Here is a 26,937-nt window from a genome sequence, read left to right as displayed (position 1 = left end):
GCATGCGACCGGTAGTGATCGGCCGCATGCCGTTTTTTGTGTTGTGCTAAATTTTTTTTGTAGGCTGGCCGGAGGAAACCGTGAATAATAGTGTTGAACTACGGCAATGCCGTCGTTCGCAGGAGAATGGCGGTATAAAACAGAATGTCCTCCGGTGAGAACCTGCTCATCGGAGAACATATATCACGCTTCCCTCTCCTCCGGGGAAGCTTGCTTTAACCGGACGAGGTGGTAGCGCACCGCTTTCTGCTTGCATATTCCGCCGCTAGTGTTATACTTGTTATATAACGAACAGGAGGGCTAAATATGTTCATCGAAATTCTTCCGAACAGTGATACGCCAATCTACACGCAACTGATGTATCAGATAAAAATTGGTATCCTCAAACGGGAATGGTCATATGGGGATGGATTACCAAGCGTCAGAAGCCTGGCCAGCGAATTGGGCATCAATATGCATACCGTGAATAAAGCGTATAATCTATTGGCCGATGAAGGCGTGCTGGAAAAAAACCAGAAAGGCTATTTCGTCAGCGAACGCGCGACGATGGCATCCAATGAACGTACGAAAGCGGCGATGCAGGATAAGCTCAAAGAAATCCTAATCGACAAACAGATTTTTGAGGTCAATGAAGCAACGTTCAACGGATGGCTGAACGAACTCGAGAAAGAGTTGGAAGGGGAAGGGAAAGCAGATGCTGATATTTAGTTGGTTCATGGTGATCATGTTTTTGATTATTGGGGTGGTCAACGGCATTACGCCATATTATAGCCGGTTAGGGACCCCGTTTGGAGTGACGGTTCCGACATCGCATCAGAAGGATCCCTATGTTTTGAAGCTTAAAAAAGCCTACCTTTATCAAAATATATGCGGGAGTATACTGCTCGCTGCGCCAATTTTTTTCTTTCTTCTCTGGGATGATGAGGAGAAAGTGGAAATGTTCACCAGCATTTATGTGACGGTTGCGATGTTCATTTTCATCTTCCTTTCCTTCCTGCTTTACCTACAGAAACGGAAACAACTCCGCAGTTGGAAAGAAGTGAACGGCATCCGGGTTGAGCCGAAAAAAGCCAAAATCGTCATTGATACGGCCTATCAAAAAGATTTGAAGGTGGTTTCCCATTCGGTCTTCGTTTCAGCACAATTGTTCATCCTGTTGGTGACCGTAGCGGTGACGCTTTACTTTTATGACTTGATCCCCGAGCGCTTCCCTGTCCACTGGAACAGTTCGAATGAGCCGGATCGGATCGTCGATAAAACCTATGTGAATGTATTCATGCTCCCGGCGATTCAATTGTTGATGATTCCAATGATGTTTTTCAGTCACTATTCCTTCATCAAATCGAAACAGAAGATTTCGCCCTATTTGTCAGACCTCTCCAGCAAGCAGAGCAAATTGTTCCGCCAGGCTTGGTCCTATTACTTCCTTGTCGTGACCGTACTGACACAGCTCTTGTTGAGCGGCATCCATTTCTTTTCCTTGTTCTTCGCGGACAAGGGTGCCCAGTGGATAATCGGTATGACGATACCGTTCGTGGTCATCATAGTTGGGTACAGCATTTATTTGACCTGGAAATACGGCCAAGGCGGCGAAAAACTGTTCCTGAATGAAGCGGGTGAATTGCCGGATGAAGTGACTGAAGTGGATGAAGAGCGTTACTGGAAGTGGGGCGTATGGTATTACAATCCAGAAGATCCATCGATATTTGTCGAAAAACGGTTCGGTATCGGAAGCACGCTGAATATGGCGAGATGGCAAGCATGGGCGTTCGTTGCCGGACTTTTGGCATTTGTAGTGCTGACGATTGTGCTTTCATTCATGATGGAATAGTGATCTGTATCAGCAAAGAGCAGAGGGTTGCATCATTTATGGTGCAGCCTTTTTGATGTCACACCTAGAGGAATGCAGGGAATTGTCCCAAAATCCGGAAGAATCGGACCACGAGGGCGCTACAACCAAAAAAGAGGAGTTGTCCCATCGCAGGGCAGCTCCTCTTCTTCTTCTTTGTTTTATTTCGCGATCTTTTTTTTGTGTTGGGCAATGGCCATATCGACGATGCGGTTTGCCAGGTGGATGTTGCGGACTAACAGAGGCCCATGGAAATAAGAACAGAAGACATTTTTGTAGCGAGCGCCTTCGGTCTTATCTTCACCGTTATTACCCATGCCTTTTTCGACTTTCCCGAGCGGGCGCATGTTTTCGCCAAGGAAAGTCCGTCCGTTATGGTTTTCGAATCCCTCGTAGGTCTCATTGAATTCCTCGCTGCGGATCGTGATATCGCCGATGAACCGGTTGTTGTCCTGGCTCAAAGTATAATGATCCAAGGCGCTTATACCGGGGATTTTGTTGCCGGATGCATCCATGTAGTAGTGGCCCAATAATTGGTAACCACCACAGATGGCCAATACTACGCCATCGTTTTCGATATATTCCTTGATTCCTGCTGCTTTGTCCTGAATGTCTTTGGAAACGATGAACTGTTCGTAATCCTGGCCGCCTCCAAAAAAGACGAGGTCATATTTGGAGGGATCGAAAGGCTGGTCCAAACTGATGATCTCCGTTTCGAAATCGATACCTTTTTCACGGGCACAGTACTGGAGCATCAACAGATTCCCGTTGTCGCCGTATGTGTTCAGTAGGTTGCCATACAAGTGGCAAATACGTAGTTGCATTTATTTCATCCTTTCCGCTATATAGCCTTGGTTCGCTAGCTCTTTACGGAGTTGCAGCACAGCGGTGTAAGTTGCCATCACATAGATTTTTTTTGTAGGAGCCTTTTTGAAAGCTTTGATGACATCAGTGATTTCCGGTAATACTTCCAGCTTTTCTTCCGGAATGCCGGCAACCTTCATACGTAAGGTCAGCTCTTTTTGGCGGATGCCACTGACGGTTACTTTCGGGATATCAAAATCTAAAAACTTCTCGTAGTTTCCGTCCCAGATCCAGCTGACATCGGTTCCGTCTGCCGGGCGATCATTCAGGATCGAGACGACGCTGAATGGCTCCTCTTCATAATTCAGAAGGTCGATGACCTGATTCAGACCGACCGGATTTTTGATGAGGTTCAGGATGATTTCCTTGTCGTCGACGGTGATCGTTTCTTGACGACCAAATTTTTGCTGGGCAGCTGAAAAGCCGGCTTGGATCTCTTCAGGGGTCAAGCCGAAATGCTTGCCGACGGAATAGGCAGCCAAGGCATTATAGACGTTGTAGAGACCGGCAACATTCGTGTGGAACGGATGACCATCGATTTCAAAGGAAGAACTCTTGTGAGTTAATTTGTCCACTTTGGTGACCGCATAAGCCAATTCTGGACGTTTGAAATCACAATGGGCACAATAGTATTTCCCAAGGTTGCTGTATGTATTGAATTTATAGCGCAAAATGTGCTGGCATTTCGGACACAGCACGCCGTCCGTATTGTAATGTGCCAAGGTGTCGCCATCCGGCTCGTGATTGAAACCGAAATAGATTTGTTTGTTGACCAACTCTTTGGAGTTGAAAATTGGGCTGTCCCCATTCGCCAGGATAACCGCATCCGGTGCGAGTGCAGCGCCATCGACCATTTTTTGGTAGATTGTATAGATTTCGCCGAATCGATCCATCTGATCGCGGAAAACATTCGTGTTCACGATGACTTTTGGCTTAATGAACTTCGTCACTTTAACGAGGCTGGCTTCATCGACCTCAAGAACAGCAAAGGCTCTTTCCTTTTTTACTTTACGTGAATAGCCTTCCAGGAATGAAGAGATGATGCCTTGCTCCATGTTTGCGCCGGTCGGATTCGTCAAAATATGCGGGAATTTTTGTTGCAGGACATGATAAGTCAACGATGTCGTCAGCGTCTTGCCGTTTGTGCCGGTGATGATGACGACATCAAAATTTTCAGAAAGATGTTGCAATACGTCGGGATCCAATTTCACGGCCAGTTTGCCGGGGAGACTGGTTCCGCCTTTGGTAAATGTTTGAAGACCCCACTGGGCGATTTTGCCGATATTGATTGCTAGTGAACCGCGGATAGTCAAATAAATTCGCTCCTTACTTATGTATCTCTTGCCATCATAGCATATAACAAGGCTTTTTTCGATAGCGTTAGTATAGCAGAATTTGCCCGGATTTAATATTTTAAGATGCCTTATCGTGTCAGGAAAGGTTGTTCCGATTGCCGGATGACAGCTGGTGAGCGTGAATTTTATTGACTTTACAGCCATTTCCTACTATCATTATACGGGATGTTATTCAGTTTTTTTATCATTCACCAACCTTGCTGGAGCGGAATGATGAAGGTGAGATAATAGCGGGTCGGAAGCAGGATGACACAAGGGCATCCTTTCTTTTTGCAGGAAATTCCGACCGATTTATGAAAAATAGGCAAGACGCTGTTGGAAAGGTGGACATAATGGCACAGTTATTTTTTAAATATGGGGCGATGAACAGCGGGAAATCAATCGAGATCCTGAAGGTTGCCTACAATTATGAAGAGCAGAACAAATCAGTGATGATCTTTACGAGCGCGATCGATGACCGTGATGGCGTAGGCTATGTTTCGAGTCGGATCGGATTGAAGCGCGAAGCCACTCCGATTGCGAATGACACGGATGTATTTTTGGAAGTCAGCAAAAATACGAAAAAGCCGGCCTGCATTTTGATAGATGAATCGCAATTCCTATCCAAAGCGCATGTCATCCAACTAGCACGCATTGTGGACGAATTGTCTATCCCCGTGATGGCATTCGGATTGAAGAATGATTTCCAGAACGAATTGTTCGAAGGCTCAAAATATCTGTTGCTGTATGCGGATAAGATAGAAGAAATTAAAACCATCTGCTGGTACTGTCATAAAAAAGCGATCATGAATATGCGTGTCGTGGACGGAAAACCAGTATATGCCGGTGAACAAATCCAGATTGGCGGAAACGAATCCTACCTTCCCGTCTGCCGTAACCATTACCACCACCCGCCATTAGCCAAGAACAGATAATCAGAAACAAAAAAAGAGGAGTTTGAAATAGTTATGTATGATCAATTAGATGCATTCATTATCCGTTATGAAGAGCTTTCCGAATTATTAAGTGATCCGGAAGTCCAGGCTGACACAAAACGGTTCTTGGGATTGACCAAAGAAGAAGCAGGGCTGCGCGAGAAAGTCGCGACCTTCAATCGTTATAAAGAGGTCGAAGGAGAAATCGCCGACACAGAAGAAATGTTGTCAGAAAATTTGGATGATGACATGGCTGTTATGGCTAAAGAGGAATTGAGCGACTTAAAGAAGGAGAAGACCGAGCTTGAAGAGCGCATCAGAGTTTTATTGCTCCCTACCGATCCGAACGATGACAAAAACATCATCATGGAGATCCGCGGGGCTGCCGGCGGAGATGAAGCTGCTTTATTCGCCGGAAAGCTGTTTGGGATGTACAGTAAATTCGCTGAAAACCAAGGTTGGCGTGTTGAGGTCATGGATGCGAACATTACCGGCATCGGTGGCTACAAAGAGATCATCCTTATGATCAGCGGAAACGGTGCCTACTCCAAACTGAAATATGAGAGCGGCGCCCACCGTGTCCAACGTGTCCCGGAAACAGAATCACAAGGGCGTGTGCATACCTCCACAGCCACCGTTGTCGTCTTGCCTGAAGCGGAAGAGGTCGAGTTGAACATCGAAGACAAAGACATCCGTACAGACATCTATCATGCCAGCGGTGCCGGCGGACAGCACGTCAACAAGACGGCATCAGCGGTCCGGTTGACCCACTTACCGACCGGAATCGCCGTTGCGATGCAGGATGAGCGTTCCCAGATCAAAAACCGCGAGAAAGCGATGAAAATTTTGCGCACGCGTGTATACGACAAAATCTCTTCAGATGCACAATCAGAATACGATGCGACGCGTAAATCCGCAATCGGTACAGGCGATCGTTCCGAACGGATCCGCACCTACAACTTCCCGCAAAACCGTGTTACGGATCACCGTATCGGCTTGACCCTGCAAAAGTTGGATACGATTTTGAGCGGAAAATTGGATGAAGTCATCGATGCGTTGATCATGGCAGATCAAACGCAAAAATTGGAGTCCTTAAACAATGGGTCAATCTAAGGAGCTCACTTACCAGCAAGCATTACAGAACGGCGCGCTTTTTTTGGAACAAAACGAGAAAAGTCCGTTGGCTGCTGAAAGGCTGCTTTTGGATCGCCTGGGTTGGACGAAAACGGATCTGTTGATGCGTTTTTCCGAGCCAATAATGGAGCAGGAATACAAGCAGTATTTCAGCGACATAAATGAGTATGTCGCGGGCAAACCGATCCAGTACATCGTAGGCGTCGAATGGTTCTATGGCTATCCCTTGAAAGTCACGGAAGCTACCTTGATTCCGCGGCCGGAAACCGAAGAGCTCGTGCAACGGGCGCTAAAATGCTTGGAAGGGAAAGGGCCGCAAAAGGTCCTCGATATCGGGACAGGGTCCGGCGCCATTGCCATTGCGATGAAAAAGGAACGTCCGCAGGATGATGTGACAGCTACCGACATTTCTGAAGAAGCTTTGGCCGTTGCGAAAGAGAACGCGGAGCAACTGGATGCCGACATCCGTTTCCTGCAAGGGGATCTGCTGGAACCCGTACAGTTGGAGACGTTCGACTGCATTCTCAGCAATCCGCCTTACATCAGCGAAGATGAGATCGGTTTGATGGACCGCTCCGTTTTGGAGTACGAACCGCATTCGGCTTTGTTCGCCGACCACGACGGGTTGGACCTATACCAAAAGATGGCCTTCACGCTGCCGTTCCACTTGAAAACGGACGGATGTCTGTTCATGGAAATCGGGTTCAGCCAAGGCGAAAAATTATTGGAACTCTACAAAAAAGCTTTCCCGGATAAAACGGTCATGATCGAAAAAGATCTGTCCGGCCTCGATCGCATGCTCATAGTCAAATAAGAAAAGAGTTGCCTGTTATCCATGGGCAAAAACTGGCTGCGGGCAATTGCCCCGGCTATTTTTTTACCTGACCGACGGCGCTGAGTGCTAAACCATAAAGAAAGGAGCATTTATTATGGAAACAAAAATATACGAAACAGCAACAATAGATGAGGCAGCCGAATTGCTGAGAACCGGACAATTGATCGCCTTCCCAACAGAGACTGTCTATGGCTTGGGCGCTATCGCATCAAATGATGAAGCCGTAAAAAATGTATATAAAGTAAAAGGAAGACCTAGCGATAATCCGTTGATTGTTCATGTTGCGGATCGGGAGATTGCGCAATATGTAGCCTTTGTGCCGCCCCAAGCAGAAGCCTTGATGGAGGCCTTTTGGCCGGGTCCGTTGACTTTGATTTTCCCTATGAAAGAAGGGGTTTTTGCACCTACCGTCACTGCAGGCCACAAAACTGTCGCGTTGCGCATGCCCGCTCAAGAACAAACGCTGGAATTGATCAAAAAAACCGGCTTTCCTTTGGTAGGGCCTAGTGCGAATACATCAGGCAAACCGAGCCCAACGACAGCCCAACACGTGATGCACGATCTTTCGGGAAAAATTGCGGGCATCCTTGATGGAGGGGAGACGCAGATCGGTTTGGAATCAACTGTACTTGATTTAACTAATGCTACTGGCCCTGTCATTTTGCGCCCGGGGGCCATCACGGAAGTGCAGCTGGAACCGATCATCGGCAAACTGGCAGGCAGTGCGCAATCAACAAATGAAGCAGATGCTCCGAAAGCACCAGGGATGAAGTACCAACATTATGCTCCCGCGCAACCGGTCATCCTGATTGATGGAACGCCCGCTGATTGGGTAGCCATCATTGAAGCGTATCGCGGCGAAGGCAAGCGAATCGGCATTCTGGCATCGGAAGAACAACTGGATATTCATAAGGATGCAGCGGTGGCTATCTATTCATTGGGATTGAAGAATGATGTGGCAGCTGCATCGCAGCGTCTATATGCTGGATTGCGTTATCTCGACGAACAGCCGGTCGATGTAATTTTGGCGGAAGCTTATGACCTTGCCGGCCTCGGGAAGGCATTCATGAATCGTTTGGAAAAAGCGGCTTCTTCAAAATACCCGAAAAAAAACGCGGAATAATCGCCTAATATCCGTCTTTAGCTTACTTTTTACACAAATCATTCAAATTCAGGAGCTTATATGTTTTATTTCTGAAAATTTATGCTATACTCAACTTACATTTTTTATATATTTAAAATTTTGGAATAATGTGATGGAAGGGTGCAAACATGGATAAAGAATTATTTGCAGCAATTGAAAAAGAACGCGAAAGACAAGAGAACGGAATCGAGCTGATTGCTTCCGAAAACTTTGTATCTGAAGATGTTATGAGAGCGCAAGGCAGCATCTTGACCAATAAATATGCTGAAGGCTACCCTGGTCGTCGTTACTATGGTGGTTGTGAATTTATCGATATCATCGAAAACTTGGCGATCGATCGCATCAAAGCAATCTTCGGTGCGGAATATGCCAATGTACAACCACATTCCGGTTCACAAGCGAATATGGCTGCTTATCGTGTTTTGGTTCAACCCGGCGATAAAATTTTGGGAATGGACTTGAGTCATGGGGGACATTTGACCCATGGCGCATCCGTGAATTTCAGCGGCCAGACTTATGAGTTCGTGGCTTACGGTGTAGAAAAAGATTCCGAAACGATCAACTATGATAAAGTCAGAGAGATTGCTTTGAAAGAACAACCAAAATTGATTGTTGCCGGCGCCAGCGCTTACCCACGCGCAATCGATTTCAAACGTTTTAGAGAAATCGCTGATGAAGTCGGTGCTTATTTGATGGTGGACATGGCTCATATCGCAGGACTATGCGCAACTGGATATCACCAAAATCCGGTTGAATACGCCCACATCGTAACTACGACTACACATAAAACACTTCGCGGCCCGCGCGGCGGCGTCATTTTAGCCAAAGAAGAATTCGGCAAAAAGTTGAACAGCGCTGTGTTCCCAGGAATCCAAGGCGGTCCTTTAGAGCACGTCATCGCTGCTAAAGCTGTATCATTCTTTGAAGTTGCAACACCGGAGTACACTGAATATATCGGACAAGTAATCAAAAATGCTCAAGCAATGGCTGATGTTTTCAATGCATCCGACTTGCGCGTCATCAGTGGCGGAACAGACAATCACTTATTGCTGTTGGATGTTACAAGCAGCGGTTTGAACGGAAAACAAGTAGAAAAACTGTTGGATACCGTTGAAATCACTGTCAATAAAAATACGATTCCTTTTGAAACGCTTGGCGCAAATAAAGCCAGCGGCATCCGTATCGGCACACCTGCCATCACAACTAGAGGCTTGAAGGAAGCGGAAGCACGCAAGGTTGCTGAATTGATCGTGGAAACTATCCAAAACCACACAGATGAAGCGAAATTGGATGAAGTCCGCGCGGCAATCCATGCCATCACAAAAGCTTTCCCATTGCACAAAAAATTAGCTGCTACTGAAGCTTAAATAGATTGCAAAAGAGCTGTCTCACACAACGAGTCAGCTCTTTTGCTGTTTTCTCATTGTTTTATTTCTGGTATTTGTAGCGATTTTCAATTACAATAGGTTGAGCAAAAATAGGAAAGTGGGGCAAAAGTATATGGGAGAATTCCATGTAATGAATCACCCGTTGATTCAACACAAATTAACAATCATCCGCGAGAAAGAGTGTGGAACAAAAGTATTTCGTGAAGTAGTAAGCGAAATCGCCATGTTGATGGCTTATGAAGTAACAAGGGACATGCCTTTGGAAGACATCGAGATCGAAACGCCATTGGTGAAAACGACTCAAAAAACATTGTCCGGTAAAAAGGTTGCCATCATTCCGATCTTGCGTGCAGGGTTAGGGATGGTCGATGGTTTCTTAGCGATGTTGCCAGCTGCAAAAGTTGGCCATATCGGCATGTACCGTGATCACGAAACATTGGAACCTGTCGAGTATTTCGTTAAATTACCGACAGACATCCAAGAACGTCAATTGTTCATCGTTGACCCAATGTTGGCAACAGGCGGATCAGCTATCGCAGCTATCGAAGCATTGGAAAAGAGAGGCGCTTCACCATCATCCATGAAATTCATTTGCCTTGTGGCAGCACCTGAAGGAGTAGAAGCTTTGCACGCTGCTTATCCTGATGTGGATATCTATGCAGCTTCTTTGGATGAAAGATTGGACGAAAACAGCTACATCCTGCCTGGGTTAGGTGACGCTGGTGACCGACTGTTCGGCACAAAATAAGCGTTCAAAACGGCATTGAGGCAATTGTGTCCATAATTGTCAAACAGTCAATATTATCATGAGAACGGTCTTCCAATTTACATAATCTTGAAAAGTGAAAATGATGGGCTGAGCCAGAAATCCTATGGGTATTTCTGGCTCAGTTTTTTTTGTGCAAGTTAAGTTAGTTATACTTCAATCGCTTAAGGTTACAGTGCCGAACAGTTTGGAGGGTAGCATGAAAGACAATAAATTTGCTTTTATTTCCCCAGTTCGAAACACTTTTTAGTCAACCTTCGGATTTTCATAATCCTATAAGTATATTTATGTATTGAGTATCTTTGATTATGAAGGCGGTATCTTTTCATCATTTTCATGAAAAGGTCGGAAATATCCTTATAATCCGTATATTTGCTTTGAATTTCGATAAAGTTGGTGTTATGATTAGCGATGTTGAACAGATGTGCAAAGAAACTTATGAAATAGCCACTTATTGTGACTAGAGTATGGGAGGTCCAGCTGAATTAGTTGTCTACTTTTACGAATGTCTTTTAAAAATAGTGTAGCGTGGACTAGGTTTGGCATAGCTGTTTTTTTATTTGTATTGAAAAGAGGTGAAATTATTGGAAGCTGAATCTAAAGTCATCCATTTTATGGGATTGGGTTTCAGTTTGAATATCATCATTAGCGTATTGGCGACCTGCATCATCGTTTTTTTATTTTGTTTTATTGCTACCCGGAAACTGTCGATAAGACCAACAACCAAAAGTCAAAATGCAATTGAATATTTGGTTGATTTTATCCGAAACATGATTTCCAGCTCGCTTCACTGGAAAGTGGGGCAACAATTCCACTTGTTGGGATTCACTTTGTTCCTATTTGTATGGGTAGCGAATATGTTAGGGCTAGTGTTCATTTTGAACATTGATGGCTATTCCTACTGGAAGAGTCCTACAGCCAGTCCAATCGTCACATTAGGCTTGGCCTTGATGGTGATTTTGCTGACTCATTACTTTGGTATTAAAGAAAATGGTTTTAAGGAATATTTCATGAACAGCTATGTTCGCCCAGTCGCACCTCTCATGCCAATCAAAATATTGGAGGAATTCACGAACACATTGACATTGGCGTTACGTCTTTACGGAAATATTTATGCCGGTGAAATTTTGTTGGGCTTGATTGCTTCATTAGCGAATTCTTACGGCTTGTTGACTTGGGTGGTTGGAATTCCACTCCAAATGGTTTGGCAAGGATTCTCCATCTTCATCGGATCCATCCAAGCTTTCGTCTTCACTACGTTGACTATGGTTTACCTCGCCCATAAGATCGAAGCGGAATAAACTGCTGATCCATGAGCTTAATAAGTATGCATTATTATATGAGAAAAAGGAGATTATTATTATGAACTTTATAGGAGCTGCTATTGCGGTTGCCGGTGCGGCGATCGGAGCATCATTAGGAAACGGAAAGGTTATTTCTACTACAATCGAAGCGATCGCAAGACAACCGGAATTACAAAGCAAATTACAAACTTTGATGTTTATCGGTGTCGGCTTAATTGAAGCTGTTCCCATCATGGCGGTAGTTATAGCTTTCTTACTGATTTTCCAATAATAGGGACCAGCAAGACCGATAACTACAGGAGGGATGAGAATGACAGCCAATCTCGTATTGGGAGAGATTACCGCATTAGGTGATACGATTGTCACGCTGTTGTCATTTCTGATATTGATGGCTCTTATCAAAAAATTCGCATGGAAGCCTTTGATGAAGATCTTAACGGATCGGGAAGAAATGATACACGCAAATATTGATAAAGCAGCAACAGCGCGCGAGAATGCTGAGAAGAAACACGCGGAAGTCGATGCGCAGTTGATAGAAGTCAGAACAACAGCGAGCGATATTTTAAACAGAGCTCAAGCAGAAGGCAATGAGATACAAAAGAGCATCATCAAAGAAGCAAAAGAAGATGCATTACGAATCAAACTAGTGACCCAAAAAGAGCTTGAACTCGAAAGAAAACAAGCTCTTGAAGGATTACGCGCCGAAATCGGAGTCATATCATTGGAAATCGCTGAGAAAATCCTTGGCAAAGAGATCAATCAAGCAGAACAACAAACTTTGATCGAGGCTTTCATTGAAGGGCTGGATGATTGATATGGATAGGGACGGTAAAGCAATCGCTACTGTAGAAGCCTATGTGCAAGCCTACTATAACCGCCTGACAGATTCGAAGACTGCGGATAGACTCTATCTCGATCTATCGCAGTTAAAGGATGCCTTCAATCATGCAGATGCAGTTGCGGGCGAGAAGCCAAATCTTGATTTGGCTGTGAAGTATCTCGCTCCCGAGACGCTTCAGTTTCTCGAGGGACTCCAAGATAATCTTGATAACGAAGGTATCTTGGCTTCCATCAATGCGTTCAATGCGCTGTATGAGAATAAAAAAGAGTTCGTGAATATGAAATTAATTTCTGCGGTTCCTTTAACGGCGGAACAAAAAAAACGCATCATGGACAAAATGGAAAAAAGAATTGGCGAAGCGACCTTCTTTGTGACTGAAGTGGTCGATCCCACGGTTATGGGCGGCGTCCGGTTGGAGTCGGAAAACCACTATTTCGACAATACCATCGTTACGAAGTTGAAAGAAATGAAGAGACATATCCTGAAAGATTAATAGGGTTGAAGAGGTGAATAATGTGGCTACTGAAAACGAAGATTTGAGTTCATTGATCAAAAATAGGATCAACACTTTTCAATCTGTATCAGAGTTTGAAGAAATTGGAAAACTTACTTACATAGGTGACGGAATCGCACGCGCAAAAGGGTTGGAGAACGTTATGTCCGGTGAATTGTTGGAGTTCTCCAACGGTTCCATCGGCATGGCCCAAAACCTGGAGATGAACGATGTCGGTATCATCATTTTTGGAGCTTATGAAAATATCCATGAGGGCGATATCGTCAAACGTACAGGCAAAATCATGGAAGTTCCGGTCGGAGATGCTTTGATCGGGCGTGTTGTGGATGCTTTAGGCAGCCCAGTGGACGGTTTAGGCAGCATAGAAACGACGGGCACAAGACCGGTTGAAAATACAGCGCCGGGCGTTATGGATCATCAATCCGTCAGAGAACCTCTTCAGACTGGCCTAAAAGCATTGGATGCTTTGGTGCCGATTGGTCGAGGCCAACGGGAGTTGATCATTGGTGACCGCAAAACCGGGAAAACAAGCATTGCGATCGATACTATCATCAACCAGCGCGGAAAAGATGTTATCTGCATCTACGTCGCAATCGGACAAAAAGAATCGACAGTTCGTAATATGACGGAAACGTTGAAGAAATATCATGCAATGGATTATACGATTGTCGTGACTGCTAGTGCTTCGCAATCCGCGCCGATGCTCTATATCGCGCCTTACGCTGCTACAGCGATGGCAGAAGAGTTCATGCACAAAGGCAAACATGTCCTTATCGTTTATGATGATCTTTCTAAACAGGCGGCTGCTTACCGTGAAATGTCCTTGCTGTTGCGTCGTCCGCCAGGTCGTGAAGCGTACCCTGGGGATGTCTTCTACTTGCACTCCCGTCTGTTGGAACGCTCAGCAAAATTGAATGATGAATTGGGCGGCGGTTCCATAACCTCCCTACCAATCGTTGAAACGCAAGCTGGGGATATCTCCGCATATATTCCGACGAACGTCATCTCCATCACGGATGGTCAGATTTTTCTGGAAAGCGATCTCTTCTTCTCGGGAATCCGTCCAGCTCTATCTGCCGGTCTGTCCGTTTCCCGTGTCGGCGGATCTGCTCAAATCAAAGCAATGAAAAAAGTATCCGGTACGCTGCGTATCGATTTGGCCAGCTATCGTGAACTGGAAGCATTCACTCAGTTCGGTTCGGACTTGGATGTTTCCACACAGAAACGCCTTAGTCGCGGCCGCAGAACCGTGGAAATACTGAAGCAGGACTTGCACAAGACTTTGGATGTCGAAAAACAAGTTCTCATTCTTTATGCATTAACGCATGGATATATTGATTCCATTCCGGTCCAGGACATCGAACGATATGAGTCTGAACTCTTCAAATTCGTCAAAATGTCCTATCCAAATCTGTTCTCCATCATTTCGGAGACAAAAGACTTGCCACCTGCAGAAGACTTAGATGAAGCCCTGAGTGCATTCGCAGGCATCTTTATTCCGCATGTCGAGTAGATTGGTCAGCATGAACAGATAATATTGAGGTGATAATATGGCAGAGTCTTTAATAGACATCCGGAAACGCATTGCTTCCACAAAGAAGACAAGTCAAATAACAAGCGCCATGCAAATGGTATCTGCCTCCAAACTGATCCGCGCCGAACAAAAGGTGCGGGGATATCAGCTTTATGCAGCAAAAATACGCGAAATCGTAACACATATAGCCAGCACACAATTATCTTTGCTTGAAGAACATGGTCATGTATCAGCGAACGACCAAGTTATGGTCGATTTTCATGATATGTTGATCGAACGTCCGGTCCGCAAAACTGGCTATCTGATCATTTCCTCAGATAAAGGCTTGGCAGGAGGATACAACAGTTCGATTCTGAAAGCGACAAAAGATATGCTTGCAATCGACCACGCTTCAAACGATGAGTTTGTTGTCCTGTCGGTCGGCGGCGCGGTCGCTGATGATCTGCGGAAGAGCGGCATCGAAGTCGCGTTCGAAATCAGGGATCTGAACGACCAACCCAGCTTTACTGAGGTCAGCGATATCGTAGTGAAGGCGATCCAACTCTATCGTGATGGTGCTTTTGATGCGTTGTACGTTTGCTACAAACATCATGTCAACGCTCTGATCTCCGAGTATCGGGCTGAAAAAATGCTGCCGCTGACGGATTTGGATTCCCAGGAAGCAGTCGGTTACGAAGTCGATTATCTTTTTGAACCAAACAAAGAAGAAATTTTGGAAATTTTACTTCCGCAATACGCAGAAAGTTTGATTTACGGTGCCATTATCGATGCTAAATCATCCGAGCATGCTTCCCGCATGACGGCCATGAAGAGTGCCACCGATAATGCGAACAATATGATCAATGATATGACGATTCAATATAACCGTGTGAGACAGACTGCAATCACGCAAGAAATCACCGAAATCGTCGGTGGAGCTTCTGCTCTGGAAGATTAGAAAATGGGAGGAAAAGGCATGAAAAAAGGTCATATTGTACAAGTAATCGGGCCGGTAGTCGACGTTGGCTTCCCATTGGAAGAAGGTGTCCCGGACATCCGCAATGCGCTGATTGTACACAAGGCACCCAAAGCTGGGAGTAATGAAGAAGGAGAAACCATCGTATTGGAGGTTTCGATTGAACTCGGGAATGGCGTGGTCCGCGCAATCGCAATGGAATCGACGGATGGCCTGCAAAGAGGCTTGACTGTCGTCGATACTGGCGCACCCATCAAAGTTCCGGTTGGTTTAGGCACGCTAGGCCGTGTTTTCAACGTGTTGGGTGATGCGATTGATTTGAAGGGCGATATTCCTGATGATTTCCGTCGTGAATCAATTCACAGAAAAGCACCGACTTTTGATCAGTTGAGCAGTAACTTTGAAATCCTGGAAACAGGAATCAAAGTCATTGACTTACTGGCGCCTTATCTAAAAGGCGGAAAAATCGGGCTCTTCGGTGGAGCTGGTGTTGGTAAGACGGTACTTATCCAAGAATTGATCCATAACGTAGCCGAACAGCATGGCGGCATCTCGGTATTCACGGGTGTCGGTGAGCGTACGCGTGAAGGAAACGACCTTTACCACGAAATGCAGGAATCAGGCGTCGGTGAAAAAACAGCCATGGTTTTCGGTCAAATGAATGAGCCACCTGGTGCGCGTATGCGAGTCGCTTTGTCCGGTTTGACAATGGCGGAACATTTCCGCGATGAAGAAAAACAGGATGTTCTGTTGTTCATCGATAATATTTACCGGTTTACCCAAGCTGGTTCCGAAGTATCCGCGCTATTAGGCCGTATGCCTTCAGCGGTAGGGTATCAGCCGACATTAGCGACAGAAATGGGCCAACTGCAGGAACGGATCAGTTCCACAAAAGATGGTTCGATCACTTCCATTCAAGCAATCTATGTACCAGCGGATGACTATACCGATCCAGCACCGGCAACAACCTTTGCCCATCTGGATGCAACGACCAACTTGGAGCGTAAACTGACGGAACAAGGGATTTATCCCGCTGTAGATCCGTTGGCTTCCTCTTCCAGTGCGTTATCTCCGGAAATCGTCGGGGATGAGCATTACGACGTTGCAACGAAAGTGCAACGCATTCTGCAACGTTATCGTGAACTGCAGGATATCATTGCTATCCTTGGTATGGACGAACTTTCCGATTCAGAAAAAATTACTGTTAACCGCGCAAGAAGAATCCAATTCTTCCTGTCCCAAAACTTCCATGTGGCCGAAGCCTTTACCGGTGTTCCCGGATCATATGTTCCTGTAGCTGAAACCGTTCGCGGCTTCAAAGGAATCGTGGAAGGTAAATACGACGGAGTACCGGAAGAAGCTTTCCGTAACGTCGGTACAATTGAAGAAGTTCTGAATAAAGCGAAAGAATTAGGCTATAAAGGAGGGGAATGAGATGGCATACTTGCAAGTCAATGTGGTGACGCCGGATGGCATCGCCTTTCAACATCGCGCTAAAGCGGTGACCGCCAAGACAACGGACGGCGGCATTACCATCATGCCAAACCATACCCCAATCATTGTGCCTTTGGCGATTGCTGATCTGATCGTAACGCGTGTGACCGATGAGTTGGCGCAGAACCATATTGCCGTCAACGGCGGTATCATGGAAGTGCGTGACAATATCGTCAACATCATTGCGAACAGTGCGGAACGTGAAAAAGATATCGACATCGACCGTGCTGAAGTCGCGAAAGAACGCGCCGAAAGACGAATGGCAGAGGCGCGTGACATCAAAAATGAAAAAGAATTCCAACGCGCGAAGATTTCGCTATCGAAAGCCATCAACCGTATCGGCGTTTCAAAGAACAGATCCAACTGAGAAAAAAGAGGCCAGAGATGGCCTCTTTTTTTTTGAGCCAATTATTCTCTGGCAATTAATTTAGTGGAGTAGATAATATGCACAAATCATTTACGTAAATAGCCCACAATTTCATTTCGATGTGTTGTAACATATTATTATACCTTAACAGGAAAACAAATGTAAACGATTTTCTTAGTAAATTCTTAGCAGATGGCTGGATAAAAACGAGCTTCCTTGTTTTTTTTTCACAATATTTATGTTAGTATAGTTTGAGAATATGGGAGGAGTGCGTCGCTTGGACATAACGATGTTTAACGGTATAATAGTATTGCTATCCCATATGATATTCATTTTCATTTCTTTCTGGTCGATGAAAGCCATCAGATTGGAGAAATGGATAAGGAAGGGGCACATACGCGAAGCACGGGTGCTCTATTTCTTTCTGTCGATTGCTTTAGGCTACACAGTAAGTACATTTCTGCTTGAGTTGGTGACGACTTCGCGGAACATCAGCTACTTATTGTTCTCATGAGCTGCTCGCGGTTGCGCAACAGATTGTTGCTGTAAGGGCAGTTCGGGGTTCCAGTTTTATCAAATAGTTGCATACAAACATACAAATGAGATCACAATTGACTTTCGGAGGGATTTTTTTATGGAAAAAATAATTGTTCGCGGCGGTAACCGTCTTGAAGGAACAGTTAAAGTTGAAGGCGCAAAAAACGCAGTTTTGCCGATTTTAGCTGCTACACTATTGGCAAGCGAAGGGCAATCTGTATTGACGAACGTTCCGATACTGTCTGATGTTTTCACAATGAATAACGTTCTGAAACATCTGAATGTCGGCGTTGAATTTCAAGAAAACAACAACACCATCTTAGCGGATGCATCAAACGACATTAATTTTGAAGCACCATTTGCTTATGTCAGCAAAATGCGTGCATCGATCGTCGTAATGGGTCCGCTTTTGGCACGTCTGGGGCATGCACGCATCGCCTTGCCGGGTGGCTGTGCCATCGGGACACGACCTATCGACCTTCATCTGAAAGGGTTTGAAGCGATGGGTGCTGACATCAAAATCGAAAATGGTTTTGTTGAAGCAAAAGTCGACAGATTAGTCGGCGCACGCATTTACTTGGACTTCCCAAGTGTCGGTGCTACTCAAAACATCATGATGGGCGCTACTTTGGCCGAAGGAACCACTATTATCGAAAACGTCGCACGCGAGCCTGAAATCGTTGATTTGGCGAATTTCTTGAACCGCATGGGCGCTAAAGTTGTCGGAGCCGGAACAGAAACAATTCGTATCGAAGGTGTTTCATCCATGAAAGCAACAGAACATTCGATCATCCCGGACCGTATTGAGGCAGGAACATTCATGATTGCGGCTGCAGTCACGAACGGAAATGTGCTCATTGAAGATGCGATTGCCGAACACAACAAACCACTGATTTCAAAACTGAAGGAAATGCACGTTGCCTTTCAGGAAGAAGAAAATGGACTGCGCGTAATCGGTCCGCGTACTTTGAAGGCGACTGACGTCAAAACGATGCCACATCCAGGATTCCCTACAGATATGCAAGCACAAATGACGATTGCGCAATTGGTTTCCCAAGGTACCAGCACGATGACCGAAACGGTATTCGAAAATCGCTTCATGCACTTGGAAGAGATGCGCCGTATGAATGCTGATTTTAAAGTTGAAGGGCAGACGGTCCTTATTCATGGCAATACAGACTTGCAAGGGGCAGAAGTAGCTGCATCAGATTTACGTGCAGCAGCTGCTCTGATCATCGCTGGTCTTGTATCCAAAGGCTATACGCGCGTCACAAACCTATCGCATTTGGATCGTGGTTATTATGAATTCGATAAAAAGCTACAGTTATTAGGCGCTGACGTCGAACGTGTAACGGAAGATGAACAGAAGGCCTTCAGCGATTCAGATGTGGAAGCACTTTTTTCAAAATAAGTCGGACAACTGTCGTCCGCAAGATAGCTATCGCTAAATGATGAATGTTTGAGAGGGGAACAACGTGGCCAGAGATATAGGAATCGATTTAGGTACAGCGAACGTACTGATTCACGTTAAAGGGAAAGGTATCGTTTTGAATGAGCCTTCCGTCGTAGCAGTAGACACAAAAACCGGAAAAGTTTTAGCAGTTGGGGAAGAAGCCTATATGATGGTCGGGCGTACGCCGGCAAACATCAGAGTGATCCGTCCGTTGAAAGGCGGCGTTATCGCAGACTTTGACATCACAGAAGCAATGTTGACCCACTTTATTGATCGCTTGAATGTAAAGGGCTTTTTGACCAAGCCGAATATTTTGATCTGTTGTCCGACGAACATCACAACAATCGAACAAAAAGCAATTATCCAAGCCGCAGAAAAGAGCGGCGGCAAGAATGTGTATCTGGAGGAAGAACCGAAAGTTGCGGCTGTCGGTGCTGGCCTTGACATTTTTCAGCCGAACGGAAATATGGTCATCGATATGGGTGGCGGAACGAGTGATATCGCAGTCTTGTCATTGGGCGGCATCGTAACGAGTAGCTCAATCAAAACAGCGGGCGATAAACTGGACGCCGATATCATGAACTTTGTAAAAAGAGAACACAAATTATTGATCGGTGAGCGGACAGCTGAAAAGATCAAAATTACAATTGGGACTGCTTTGGAGCCTGAAAAGGAAGAAAAAATGGAGATCCGCGGCCGTGACATGGTGACGGGACTTCCACGCACCATCTACATCACTTCCAAAGAAGTCTACGAAGCAATGCACGAAACCTTGGTGCTCGTTGTGGAGCAAGCGAAGGAAGTGTTGGAAATGACGCCTCCTGAATTGGCTGCGGACATCATTAATACCGGAATCGTATTGACGGGCGGGGGTGCCTTGATCAGTGGAATCGAGAAACTTTTCTCGAGCGAGTTGAAGGTTCCTGTTTTCGCAGCGGAAAAACCTTTGGATGCTGTAGCTTTGGGGACGGGTATCCTATTGAATAACATCGACCAAAAGAATCGTCCATCCAGTGGGATTTTCGGATTGTTGGCACGATTAATCCAAAAAACCAAAATCAAAAAAGGAAGATAGGTGATTGCTGTGAAATTTGATTTCAAACCTGTACTGTCAACGGTGATGTGGGTTTTGATTTTCATGTTGATGGCCTTCATTCTGTTCGGAGCCGGTCTGATGGTCGGGTATGGCGTCCTTGGTGATGGCAATCCGATGCTTGTTTTCAGTAAACAGACCTGGGAACATATCTTCAATTATATCCGTTAAGAAACAAGAAAGGCAGCCGGAACGCTTGCGTTCCGGTCTGCCTTTTTTTGTGGATTTATTTTGCCTGGATAGGTGTGAGCGGTTGGGGTTTCGGATTATGTTATGGTTTGTTATTTTGCTGTGTTCCGGTGGACGAAGGCTTCGCCGGAACACAGACGCAATTTGACGAGCTAACTCCTGCGAGTCTATCCTGGCAGGAGTTAGCACCGGCATTCACCGGTCTCCTAAGGCAAGCGACCGCCTTGTCTTAGTGTGTTCAGGGAAAAAGCTGAAACGACCACACACTTGATGCCTAAGCATCATAAAATCGCTACAAAACAAAAAAGCGAAGATAATCAGCATCATTCTGCTGTTCGTCTTCGCTTTTGTCGTATGATTTTTATTTCAATGATTTTGAGTTGACCATAACTTCGTCGATCAAACCGTATTCTCTCGCTTGTTGTGCGGTCATGTAGTTGTCGCGGTCAGTATCGCGTTCGATGACTTCCATCGGTTGTCCTGTGCGTTCCGCCAAAATTTTATTCAGGCGTTCGCGGGTTTGCAGGATATGACGGGCTGCAATTTCAATTTCGGTTGCTTGACCTTGTGCGCCGCCAAGTGGTTGATGGATCATGATTTCAGCATTCGGTAATGCAAAACGTTTGCCTTTCTCGCCGGCAGTCAATAAGAAGCTGCCCATGGAAGCTGCCATACCCATTGCGATAGTTTGAACATCGGCTTTGATGAAGTTCATCGTATCAAAGATGGCCAACCCAGCTGAGACGCTGCCGCCTGGAGAGTTGATGTAGATATAGATATCTTTTTCTGAATCTTGTGCATCCAGAAATAGTAATTGCGCGATGACGGAGTTTGCCGTGTTATCATCGATCGGGCCACTCAACATGATGATGCGATCCTTCAGAAGGCGGGAATAAATGTCATACGCACGTTCGCCACGGGATGATTGTTCAATTACTGTAGGGATTAAATTCATATATGTTTCCTCCTCGTTCGTTTGAATGAACAGTTTTTCTTTACATGGTTTATTTTAACTCATTGGTCAGAAAAGGTCAATTGTAATGTTTGGCCTTTAACCTCGCGTTTTCTGATGAAATATACCTTAGTCAATCATATCGTTTCAGTCAGCAAATGTCCAAAAATAGATTTTGAAACTACAGATTGAATTCAGGGTGAAGCGAGAAGCAAATAAAAAAATCTCCGCTTCCGCTTGGGAAAGGAGATTTTTTTTCATTCTAAACCTGAAAACGTAGATGTATAAATAAAATAATACGTCTCCTGAGGGAATCGAACCCCCATCTCAAGAACCGGAATCTTACGTGATATCCATTACACCAAGGAGACAAGCAACATCAAAAATTATAACCTATAGCGTGAAAGATAGCAAGTAGGAAATTTATATCAAACCGCACGATAGTTCTAAGGCAGAACCGGATCAACAGAACGCCCGTTAATCTCCAGAATCAGCCGTCCTATCGCAATGGAAATTAGCTCCCATTCATTGAAAACGATTTCAATAAAAGGTAGTGTGTGATAAAATGATTGTGAACAGGTGAGGAGGGGTTAATGTGTCGGTTATATCAAGTATGCATATGAATAAGGAAGGCTTGGAGGAATCGCTAAGACTCGTTGGATACGATAATGAAGAATTGTTCGCTTACCTTCAGCAAAAAGCGTTAGGCAACCCTTTAATCGAAGTGAAAATCAATAAAGAATTCGATGAACGCGCGGTAAAAGAAAAATCGGTAGTGTATAAGCCGGATAAAGACGATCCGATGGATACAGTTTCCGCTATGGATCAAGTCTTTGAAGAAGTGCCTGCGTTGGATACGTTCTTATTGGAACAAATTTATGCAAATATGCGGGACACGCCCTTGCGCGAGTTGGTATTATTTCTCGTGGCATTCATCAATCCAGAAGGATACATCACCATCGATCTGAATGAGGCCGCTGAACAGAAGGGTGTCGAACCAATTATGATGCTGGACGCATTGACGCTGCTGCATCAATTGGATCCTCCGGGTGTCGGAGCCCGAAATCTGCAAGAATGTCTGATGCTGCAGACGGAGCGTGATGAATATGCACCGGAAATCGCCTATTATATATTTGAGAATTACTTTATGGCTTTCAGTGATAAAAACTGGCAAGCTATAGCGGATGAGATGGGGGTAGAGCTGTCCGACGTGAAGGCGGTATTCGAGTATGCCCAAACTTTGGATCCTACCCCGGGATCAGCATTCGGCGAGGACAGTCTCTCATTGCTCAGACCGGATCTTTATCTGCAACTCGTGGATGGACATCTGACTGTAAAATACAATGAGTTGGCTTCTCCGGTTGTTGTTTTCCAAAAAGATTATTATGAAGAGATGATGCAGCACGAAGATGAGGATGTGCAACAATTTCTGGCAGAGAAGAAAACGGAATGGGAGCAGCTTCGGTCAGCAGTTGCATTCAGAAGAGAGTTGTTGCTTGCGGCTGGAGAATTGATCTGTAATTTGCAGAAAGGCTTTTTCCTGGAGGGTCGGGAATTGGAGCCGTTAGATGTGACCAGTTTGGCTGAAGATTTGGCGGTCCCTGTCAGTGTCATGCGCGAACAAATATTGGAGAAGACAATCGAAACGGACCGCGGGACATTTTTGTTGCACCAGGTATGCGGTGAATAGGTCGTGAATCGACGATAATAAATAAAAAAGATGAGAAACGCTAAACAATAACGGGACGAATATCGACCATCATGAAAAAGTTGCTGTATCAAGGTTTTCTGAAAGCGTACATCTAAAAGGCAATTGGATTATAGCTTAATCGTGATATATTGAACGAATCTATTTTGAAGGAAATCGAATTTATTTGCCAAAACGCTTGAAACGTCTAGTGTTTACTGTTAAAATAATCAAGTAAAGACGAGGGAGAATAGACGGATGCAAAAAAGTATTTGCAGTCCTATTCCATCTCTCCTGATATGAAATAAACGAGGACCGCCTAAGATTGCAGCGGGGCGAAAAGCGTCCACGTGCAAATGAAGAGGGTTGTTATGGAAGAGTCTATTTCAGTCTTGCAGCAAATAGTTCCGGACATTATGTCAGTCCTTCAAAATCGTTACCATATCATGCGTAATATCCAAATGTATGCGCCAGTCGGGAGACGCGTCCTGGCCGATAAAGTTTCCTTGTCAGAAAGGACTTTACGGACTGAGACAGATTTTTTGCGGAAACAAGGTCTTCTTTCCAGTTCAAAGAACGGGATGGAATTGACTGAGGAAGGCGAAGACATCTTTCGTCAACTGGAAAGGTTCATGCGGTTATTGCTGAATATGAATGCGAAAGAAAAGGCGTTAGCAGATTATTTGAACATTCAGTTTTGTAGGATTGTTCGTGGTGATAGTGATGAAGATGCATCCGTTCTGGATGAAATCGGAAAAACTGCCGCCAAAGAATTGAATGCGTTATTGCCGGCAGGCGAATTTATCGTTGCTGTTGCTGGCGGAAGTACAATGGCACAGGCTGCCGAACATTTTTCACCTGAATTGTCACAGAACAGGGATTTCATTTTTGTCCCGACACGAGGCGGTTTAGGCGAATCCATGTCGATACAAGCCAACAGTGTCAGCGATCGTATGGCGCAATTGGTCGGCGGTGAGAACATGGCACTTTTCGTTCCCGATAATTTGAGCGAAAAAGCTTATGCATCAATGAAATCCGAGCCATCGATAAAACATACTTTATCCGTCATGAAAAAGGCAAACTGCTTGTTATATAGCATCGGTAATGCTAAAGTAATGATGGAAAGACGCAGGATGTCGCATGGGTTGATTTCGTCCCTAGAAGCGCATAATGCGGTAGGTGAAGCCTTTGGTTGTTACTTCAATGAAAATGGAGAAATCGTCTATCGATTGTCCCGCTTTGGGCTTCAGATTGAAGAAATCGAAAAGATCCCGTACGCAATGGCCATTGCAGGGGGAAGCACGAAAGCCAAGGCTATTAAAGCGTTCATGAAATATGCCCCGCATCAAACATGGCTGATTACGGATGAGGGCGCAGCTAATCTGATTTTAAAAGGGGTAACCCTTTAAAATAAAAATTTTGACTTATCCTAAGGAGGAAATCTCAGTATGACAGTAAAAGTTGGTATTAACGGTTTTGGACGTATTGGACGTTTAGCATTCCGCCGTATTCAAGAAGTAGAAGGAATCGAAGTTGTAGCAATCAATGACTTGACTGACGCTAAAATGTTAGCTCACTTATTGAAATATGATACAACTCAAGGCAGATTCAATGGTGATGTAGAAGTTAATGACGGATTCTTCACTGTAAACGGAAAAGACATCAAAGTGTTATCACAACGTAACCCAGCAGATCTTCCATGGGCAGAACTTGGCGTAGAGTTCGTATTAGAATGTACTGGTTTCTTCATGAGCAAAGCAGGAGCTCAAGCTCACGTTGATGCAGGCGCTAAACGTGTTCTTTTATCTGCTCCAGCAGGCAGCGACGTTAAAACAATCGTTTATAACGTTAACCACAACGAATTAAACGCTGAAGATGTTATCGTTTCAGGTGCATCTTGCACAACTAACTGCTTGGCTCCAATGGCTAAAGTATTGAACGACGAATACGGAATCATTGAAGGCTTAATGACTACAATCCACGCTTACACTGGCGACCAAAACACTTTGGATGCTCCACATCCTAAAGGTGACTTCCGTCGTGCACGTGCTGCTGCAGCAAACATCGTTCCTAACACAACTGGTGCTGCTAAAGCTATCGGCGATGTATTGCCTGAATTGAAAGGCAAATTAGATGGAGCTGCTCAACGAGTTCCAGTTCCTACCGGTTCATTGACTGAATTAGTTACTGTATTGGAAAAAACTGTAACTGTTGAAGAAATCAATGCTGCTATGAAAGCTGCTTCTAACGAGTCTTACGGCTACACTGAAGACGAAATCGTTTCAAGCGACATCGTAGGCATCAACTTCGGTTCTTTATTCGATGCTACACAAACTAAAGTAATGACAGTTGGAGACAAGCAATTAGTTAAAACTGTTTCTTGGTACGACAATGAAATGTCTTACGCTTCACAATTAGTACGTACTTTAGTAGAATTTGCTAGCTTATAAGATCAAGTCTTTCATCTAATGAAAGCTGAATCGTAGAAGATAACAAAAGCGGGGAGGCAACGCGCTTCCTCGCTTTTCTTATGTAGATACACATATCAGGAGGCGACGTAATGACAAAGAAAGTTGTAACAGATTTAGATGTAGCTGGAAAAAAAGTGTTGGTTCGTGCTGATTTCAATGTTCCGATGAAAGATGGAGCAATCACTAACGACAACCGTATCGTACAAGCTCTTCCTACAATCAACTACTTGATCGAAAATAACGCAAAAGTCATCCTTTTCTCTCACTTAGGAAAAGTAAAAACTGAAGAAGACAAAGCGAAGTTGAGCTTGAAGCCTGTAGCTGACCGTTTGGCTGAATTGTTGGGCAAAGAAGTCACTTTCGTTCCTGAAACACGCGGCGAAGCTTTGGAAGCAGCAGTTGCAGCTTTGAAAGACGGAGATGTTTTGGTATTCGAAAACACTCGTTTCGAAGATGTTGACGGCAAAAAAGAAAGCAAAAACGATCCTGAATTGGGCAAATACTGGGCTAGCCTAGGCGACCTATTCGTTAACGATGCATTCGGTACGGCTCACCGTGCACATGCTTCCAACGTCGGAATCGCTTCTAATCTTGAAAGCGCAGCTGGATTCTTGATGGAGAAAGAAATCAAGTTCATCGGCGGAGCGGTTGACGAGCCTGTTCGCCCATTCGTAGCTATCTTAGGCGGAGCGAAAGTAAGCGATAAAATCGGTGTTATCAAACACTTATTGAACAAAGCTGACAAAGTACTTATCGGTGGCGGTATGGCTTACACATTCATGAAAGCACAAGGCTTGGAAATCGGTAAATCCTTACTGGAAGCTGATAAAGTTGAATTAGCTAAAGAATTATTGGAGAGCGCTGGCGACAAATTGATTTTGCCTATCGATGCTAAAATGGCTCACGAGTTCGGCAACGATGGAGAAATCACAATCGCTAAAAATGAAGCATTCCCTGCTGACCAAATGGCATTGGATATCGGACCTGCTTCCATTGAGTTGTTCACTAAAGAGCTTGAAGGCGCGAAAACTGTTGTATGGAACGGACCTATGGGTGTGTTCGAATTATCTAACTTTGCTCAAGGCACAATCGGCGTCTGCGAAGCAATCGCTAAATTAGACGATGCTGTAACAATCATCGGCGGCGGAGATTCTGCTGCAGCTGCTATGCAATTAGGCTTTGCTGATGATTTCACGCACATCTCAACTGGTGGCGGAGCATCTTTGGAATACCTTGAAGGCAAAGAATTACCAGGTGTAGCATCAATTTCTGACAAATAAGCAACCTATCTTAAGGA

General features: G+C 44.9%; 26 protein-coding genes, 1 tRNA gene and 1 pseudogene. 24 read left to right on the top strand and 4 right to left on the bottom strand.

Annotation, left to right across the window (positions count from 1 at the left end):
- The first annotated feature begins 306 nt into the window (after positions 1 to 306).
- Together BLV66_RS04535 and BLV66_RS04530 are read left to right on the top strand one after the other, a co-directional pair.
- Positions 307 to 708, top strand: a complete 402-nt coding sequence (locus tag BLV66_RS04535) for a GntR family transcriptional regulator (RefSeq protein WP_086987611.1) — start codon at positions 307 to 309, stop codon at positions 706 to 708.
- Positions 695 to 1,831 (top strand): DUF1648 domain-containing protein, encoded by a 1,137-nt coding sequence (locus tag BLV66_RS04530; protein WP_086987612.1) that lies wholly within the window; start codon positions 695 to 697, stop codon positions 1,829 to 1,831. Before BLV66_RS04535 ends, BLV66_RS04530 begins: the two co-directional genes overlap by 14 nt.
- A gap of 179 nt (positions 1,832 to 2,010) precedes the next feature.
- Here the strand turns inward: BLV66_RS04530 and BLV66_RS04525 are convergent, their stop codons facing one another.
- Positions 2,011 to 2,673 (bottom strand): type 1 glutamine amidotransferase, encoded by a 663-nt coding sequence (locus BLV66_RS04525; protein ID WP_093114550.1) that lies wholly within the window; start codon positions 2,671 to 2,673, stop codon positions 2,011 to 2,013.
- Positions 2,674 to 4,026 (bottom strand): Mur ligase family protein, encoded by a 1,353-nt coding sequence (locus BLV66_RS04520; protein WP_093114549.1) that lies wholly within the window; start codon positions 4,024 to 4,026, stop codon positions 2,674 to 2,676.
- Positions 4,027 to 4,400: 374 nt separating this feature from the next.
- Between BLV66_RS04520 and BLV66_RS04515 the strand changes: the two genes are divergently transcribed.
- From BLV66_RS04515 to BLV66_RS04430, 18 genes and pseudogenes are all read left to right on the top strand, one after another.
- Positions 4,401 to 4,982: a thymidine kinase gene (locus BLV66_RS04515; RefSeq protein ID WP_086987613.1), complete on the top strand. Its 582-nt coding sequence runs from the start codon at positions 4,401 to 4,403 to the stop codon at positions 4,980 to 4,982.
- Between the two features lie 33 nt (positions 4,983 to 5,015).
- Positions 5,016 to 6,095 carry a peptide chain release factor 1 gene (prfA, locus tag BLV66_RS04510; protein ID WP_086987614.1) on the top strand — a complete coding sequence of 360 codons (1,080 nt, stop codon included), beginning with the start codon at positions 5,016 to 5,018 and terminating at the stop codon, positions 6,093 to 6,095.
- On the top strand, positions 6,082 to 6,930 hold the full coding sequence (gene prmC / locus BLV66_RS04505; RefSeq protein WP_086987615.1) for a peptide chain release factor N(5)-glutamine methyltransferase: 849 nt from the start codon (positions 6,082 to 6,084) through the stop codon (positions 6,928 to 6,930). Before prfA ends, prmC begins: the two co-directional genes overlap by 14 nt.
- Before the next feature lie 115 nt (positions 6,931 to 7,045).
- Positions 7,046 to 8,074, top strand: coding sequence for an L-threonylcarbamoyladenylate synthase (locus tag BLV66_RS04500; RefSeq protein ID WP_086987616.1), 1,029 nt, complete (start codon positions 7,046 to 7,048; stop codon positions 8,072 to 8,074).
- 149 nt (positions 8,075 to 8,223) lie between these two features.
- Positions 8,224 to 9,462, top strand: coding sequence for a serine hydroxymethyltransferase (gene glyA / locus BLV66_RS04495; RefSeq protein WP_086987617.1), 1,239 nt, complete (start codon positions 8,224 to 8,226; stop codon positions 9,460 to 9,462).
- A 133-nt stretch (positions 9,463 to 9,595) separates the two neighbouring features.
- Complete coding sequence (gene upp / locus BLV66_RS04490) at positions 9,596 to 10,231, top strand: uracil phosphoribosyltransferase (RefSeq protein WP_086627427.1); 636 nt, start codon at positions 9,596 to 9,598, stop codon at positions 10,229 to 10,231.
- Positions 10,232 to 10,833: 602 nt separating this feature from the next.
- Entirely contained in the window at positions 10,834 to 11,550 is a 717-nt protein-coding gene (gene atpB / locus BLV66_RS04485) for a F0F1 ATP synthase subunit A (RefSeq protein WP_086987618.1), read from the top strand.
- 61 nt (positions 11,551 to 11,611) lie between these two features.
- The gene (gene atpE, locus BLV66_RS04480) at positions 11,612 to 11,824 is read left to right on the top strand and encodes a F0F1 ATP synthase subunit C (RefSeq protein WP_086627433.1); all 213 of its coding nucleotides are present in this window, start codon (positions 11,612 to 11,614) and stop codon (positions 11,822 to 11,824) included.
- A gap of 39 nt (positions 11,825 to 11,863) precedes the next feature.
- Positions 11,864 to 12,367, top strand: coding sequence for a F0F1 ATP synthase subunit B (gene atpF / locus BLV66_RS04475; protein WP_176974138.1), 504 nt, complete (start codon positions 11,864 to 11,866; stop codon positions 12,365 to 12,367).
- Positions 12,360 to 12,887: a F0F1 ATP synthase subunit delta gene (locus BLV66_RS04470; protein ID WP_086987620.1), complete on the top strand. Its 528-nt coding sequence runs from the start codon at positions 12,360 to 12,362 to the stop codon at positions 12,885 to 12,887. The genes atpF and BLV66_RS04470 overlap by 8 nt, the downstream gene beginning before the upstream one ends.
- A gap of 22 nt (positions 12,888 to 12,909) precedes the next feature.
- On the top strand, positions 12,910 to 14,421 hold the full coding sequence (gene atpA / locus BLV66_RS04465) for a F0F1 ATP synthase subunit alpha (RefSeq protein WP_086987621.1): 1,512 nt from the start codon (positions 12,910 to 12,912) through the stop codon (positions 14,419 to 14,421).
- Positions 14,422 to 14,458: 37 nt separating this feature from the next.
- Entirely contained in the window at positions 14,459 to 15,379 is a 921-nt protein-coding gene (locus BLV66_RS04460; protein WP_086987622.1) for a F0F1 ATP synthase subunit gamma, read from the top strand.
- An 18-nt stretch (positions 15,380 to 15,397) separates the two neighbouring features.
- Positions 15,398 to 16,831 (top strand): F0F1 ATP synthase subunit beta, encoded by a 1,434-nt coding sequence (gene atpD, locus BLV66_RS04455; protein ID WP_086987701.1) that lies wholly within the window; start codon positions 15,398 to 15,400, stop codon positions 16,829 to 16,831.
- Between the two features lies 1 nt (position 16,832).
- Positions 16,833 to 17,258: a F0F1 ATP synthase subunit epsilon gene (locus tag BLV66_RS04450; protein ID WP_086987623.1), complete on the top strand. Its 426-nt coding sequence runs from the start codon at positions 16,833 to 16,835 to the stop codon at positions 17,256 to 17,258.
- A gap of 277 nt (positions 17,259 to 17,535) precedes the next feature.
- Entirely contained in the window at positions 17,536 to 17,772 is a 237-nt protein-coding gene (locus BLV66_RS04445) for a DUF1146 family protein (protein WP_233436831.1), read from the top strand.
- Between the two features lie 120 nt (positions 17,773 to 17,892).
- Entirely contained in the window at positions 17,893 to 19,206 is a 1,314-nt protein-coding gene (murA, locus tag BLV66_RS04440; protein WP_086987624.1) for a UDP-N-acetylglucosamine 1-carboxyvinyltransferase, read from the top strand.
- A gap of 64 nt (positions 19,207 to 19,270) precedes the next feature.
- A pseudogene (locus BLV66_RS04435) lies at positions 19,271 to 20,242 on the top strand (rod shape-determining protein); the annotation flags it as partial.
- An 81-nt stretch (positions 20,243 to 20,323) separates the two neighbouring features.
- A complete protein-coding gene (locus BLV66_RS04430; protein WP_233436832.1) occupies positions 20,324 to 20,512 on the top strand; it encodes a DNA-directed RNA polymerase subunit beta in 189 nt (62 codons plus the stop codon).
- A 379-nt stretch (positions 20,513 to 20,891) separates the two neighbouring features.
- Here the strand turns inward: BLV66_RS04430 and clpP are convergent, their stop codons facing one another.
- A complete protein-coding gene (gene clpP / locus BLV66_RS04425) occupies positions 20,892 to 21,512 on the bottom strand; it encodes an ATP-dependent Clp endopeptidase proteolytic subunit ClpP (protein ID WP_256327826.1) in 621 nt (206 codons plus the stop codon).
- Positions 21,513 to 21,781: 269 nt separating this feature from the next.
- A tRNA-Arg gene (locus BLV66_RS04420) sits at positions 21,782 to 21,853 on the bottom strand.
- Between the two features lie 224 nt (positions 21,854 to 22,077).
- Here BLV66_RS04420 and BLV66_RS04415 point away from each other — a divergent pair.
- The 4 genes from BLV66_RS04415 to BLV66_RS04400 all read left to right on the top strand — a co-directional run bounded on the left by BLV66_RS04415 (position 22,078) and on the right by BLV66_RS04400 (position 26,920).
- Positions 22,078 to 23,172 (top strand): RNA polymerase factor sigma-54, encoded by a 1,095-nt coding sequence (locus BLV66_RS04415; RefSeq protein ID WP_143033099.1) that lies wholly within the window; start codon positions 22,078 to 22,080, stop codon positions 23,170 to 23,172.
- A 368-nt stretch (positions 23,173 to 23,540) separates the two neighbouring features.
- Positions 23,541 to 24,578, top strand: a complete 1,038-nt coding sequence (locus tag BLV66_RS04410; RefSeq protein WP_086987628.1) for a sugar-binding transcriptional regulator — start codon at positions 23,541 to 23,543, stop codon at positions 24,576 to 24,578.
- A 39-nt stretch (positions 24,579 to 24,617) separates the two neighbouring features.
- The gene (gene gap / locus BLV66_RS04405; RefSeq protein ID WP_086987629.1) at positions 24,618 to 25,619 is read left to right on the top strand and encodes a type I glyceraldehyde-3-phosphate dehydrogenase; all 1,002 of its coding nucleotides are present in this window, start codon (positions 24,618 to 24,620) and stop codon (positions 25,617 to 25,619) included.
- A gap of 110 nt (positions 25,620 to 25,729) precedes the next feature.
- The gene (locus tag BLV66_RS04400) at positions 25,730 to 26,920 is read left to right on the top strand and encodes a phosphoglycerate kinase (protein ID WP_086987630.1); all 1,191 of its coding nucleotides are present in this window, start codon (positions 25,730 to 25,732) and stop codon (positions 26,918 to 26,920) included.
- The last annotated feature ends 17 nt before the right edge of the window (positions 26,921 to 26,937 follow it).

This window comes from Trichococcus collinsii (genome assembly GCF_900107505.1).
Lineage (GTDB): Bacteria > Bacillota > Bacilli > Lactobacillales > Aerococcaceae > Trichococcus > Trichococcus collinsii.
The sequence above is the reverse complement of the archived record's forward strand: the minus strand, read 5'-3'. Positions and strand labels throughout refer to the sequence as shown.

Coding starts and splice junctions, on each gene's coding strand:
- BLV66_RS04530 (WP_086987612.1), top strand. CDS start 695: ATGCTGATATTTAGTTGGTTCATGGTGATCATGTTTTTGATTATTGGG.
- prmC (WP_086987615.1), top strand. CDS start 6,082: ATGGGTCAATCTAAGGAGCTCACTTACCAGCAAGCATTACAGAACGGC.
- BLV66_RS04450 (WP_086987623.1), top strand. CDS start 16,833: ATGGCATACTTGCAAGTCAATGTGGTGACGCCGGATGGCATCGCCTTT.
- atpE (WP_086627433.1), top strand. CDS start 11,612: ATGAACTTTATAGGAGCTGCTATTGCGGTTGCCGGTGCGGCGATCGGA.
- BLV66_RS04460 (WP_086987622.1), top strand. CDS start 14,459: ATGGCAGAGTCTTTAATAGACATCCGGAAACGCATTGCTTCCACAAAG.
- BLV66_RS04470 (WP_086987620.1), top strand. CDS start 12,360: ATGATTGATATGGATAGGGACGGTAAAGCAATCGCTACTGTAGAAGCC.
- atpF (WP_176974138.1), top strand. CDS start 11,864: ATGACAGCCAATCTCGTATTGGGAGAGATTACCGCATTAGGTGATACG.
- BLV66_RS04410 (WP_086987628.1), top strand. CDS start 23,541: ATGGAAGAGTCTATTTCAGTCTTGCAGCAAATAGTTCCGGACATTATG.
- gap (WP_086987629.1), top strand. CDS start 24,618: ATGACAGTAAAAGTTGGTATTAACGGTTTTGGACGTATTGGACGTTTA.
- glyA (WP_086987617.1), top strand. CDS start 8,224: ATGGATAAAGAATTATTTGCAGCAATTGAAAAAGAACGCGAAAGACAA.
- prfA (WP_086987614.1), top strand. CDS start 5,016: ATGTATGATCAATTAGATGCATTCATTATCCGTTATGAAGAGCTTTCC.
- BLV66_RS04515 (WP_086987613.1), top strand. CDS start 4,401: ATGGCACAGTTATTTTTTAAATATGGGGCGATGAACAGCGGGAAATCA.
- BLV66_RS04535 (WP_086987611.1), top strand. CDS start 307: ATGTTCATCGAAATTCTTCCGAACAGTGATACGCCAATCTACACGCAA.
- BLV66_RS04525 (WP_093114550.1), bottom strand. CDS start 2,673: ATGCAACTACGTATTTGCCACTTGTATGGCAACCTACTGAACACATAC.
- atpD (WP_086987701.1), top strand. CDS start 15,398: ATGAAAAAAGGTCATATTGTACAAGTAATCGGGCCGGTAGTCGACGTT.
- upp (WP_086627427.1), top strand. CDS start 9,596: ATGGGAGAATTCCATGTAATGAATCACCCGTTGATTCAACACAAATTA.
- BLV66_RS04500 (WP_086987616.1), top strand. CDS start 7,046: ATGGAAACAAAAATATACGAAACAGCAACAATAGATGAGGCAGCCGAA.
- BLV66_RS04400 (WP_086987630.1), top strand. CDS start 25,730: ATGACAAAGAAAGTTGTAACAGATTTAGATGTAGCTGGAAAAAAAGTG.
- murA (WP_086987624.1), top strand. CDS start 17,893: ATGGAAAAAATAATTGTTCGCGGCGGTAACCGTCTTGAAGGAACAGTT.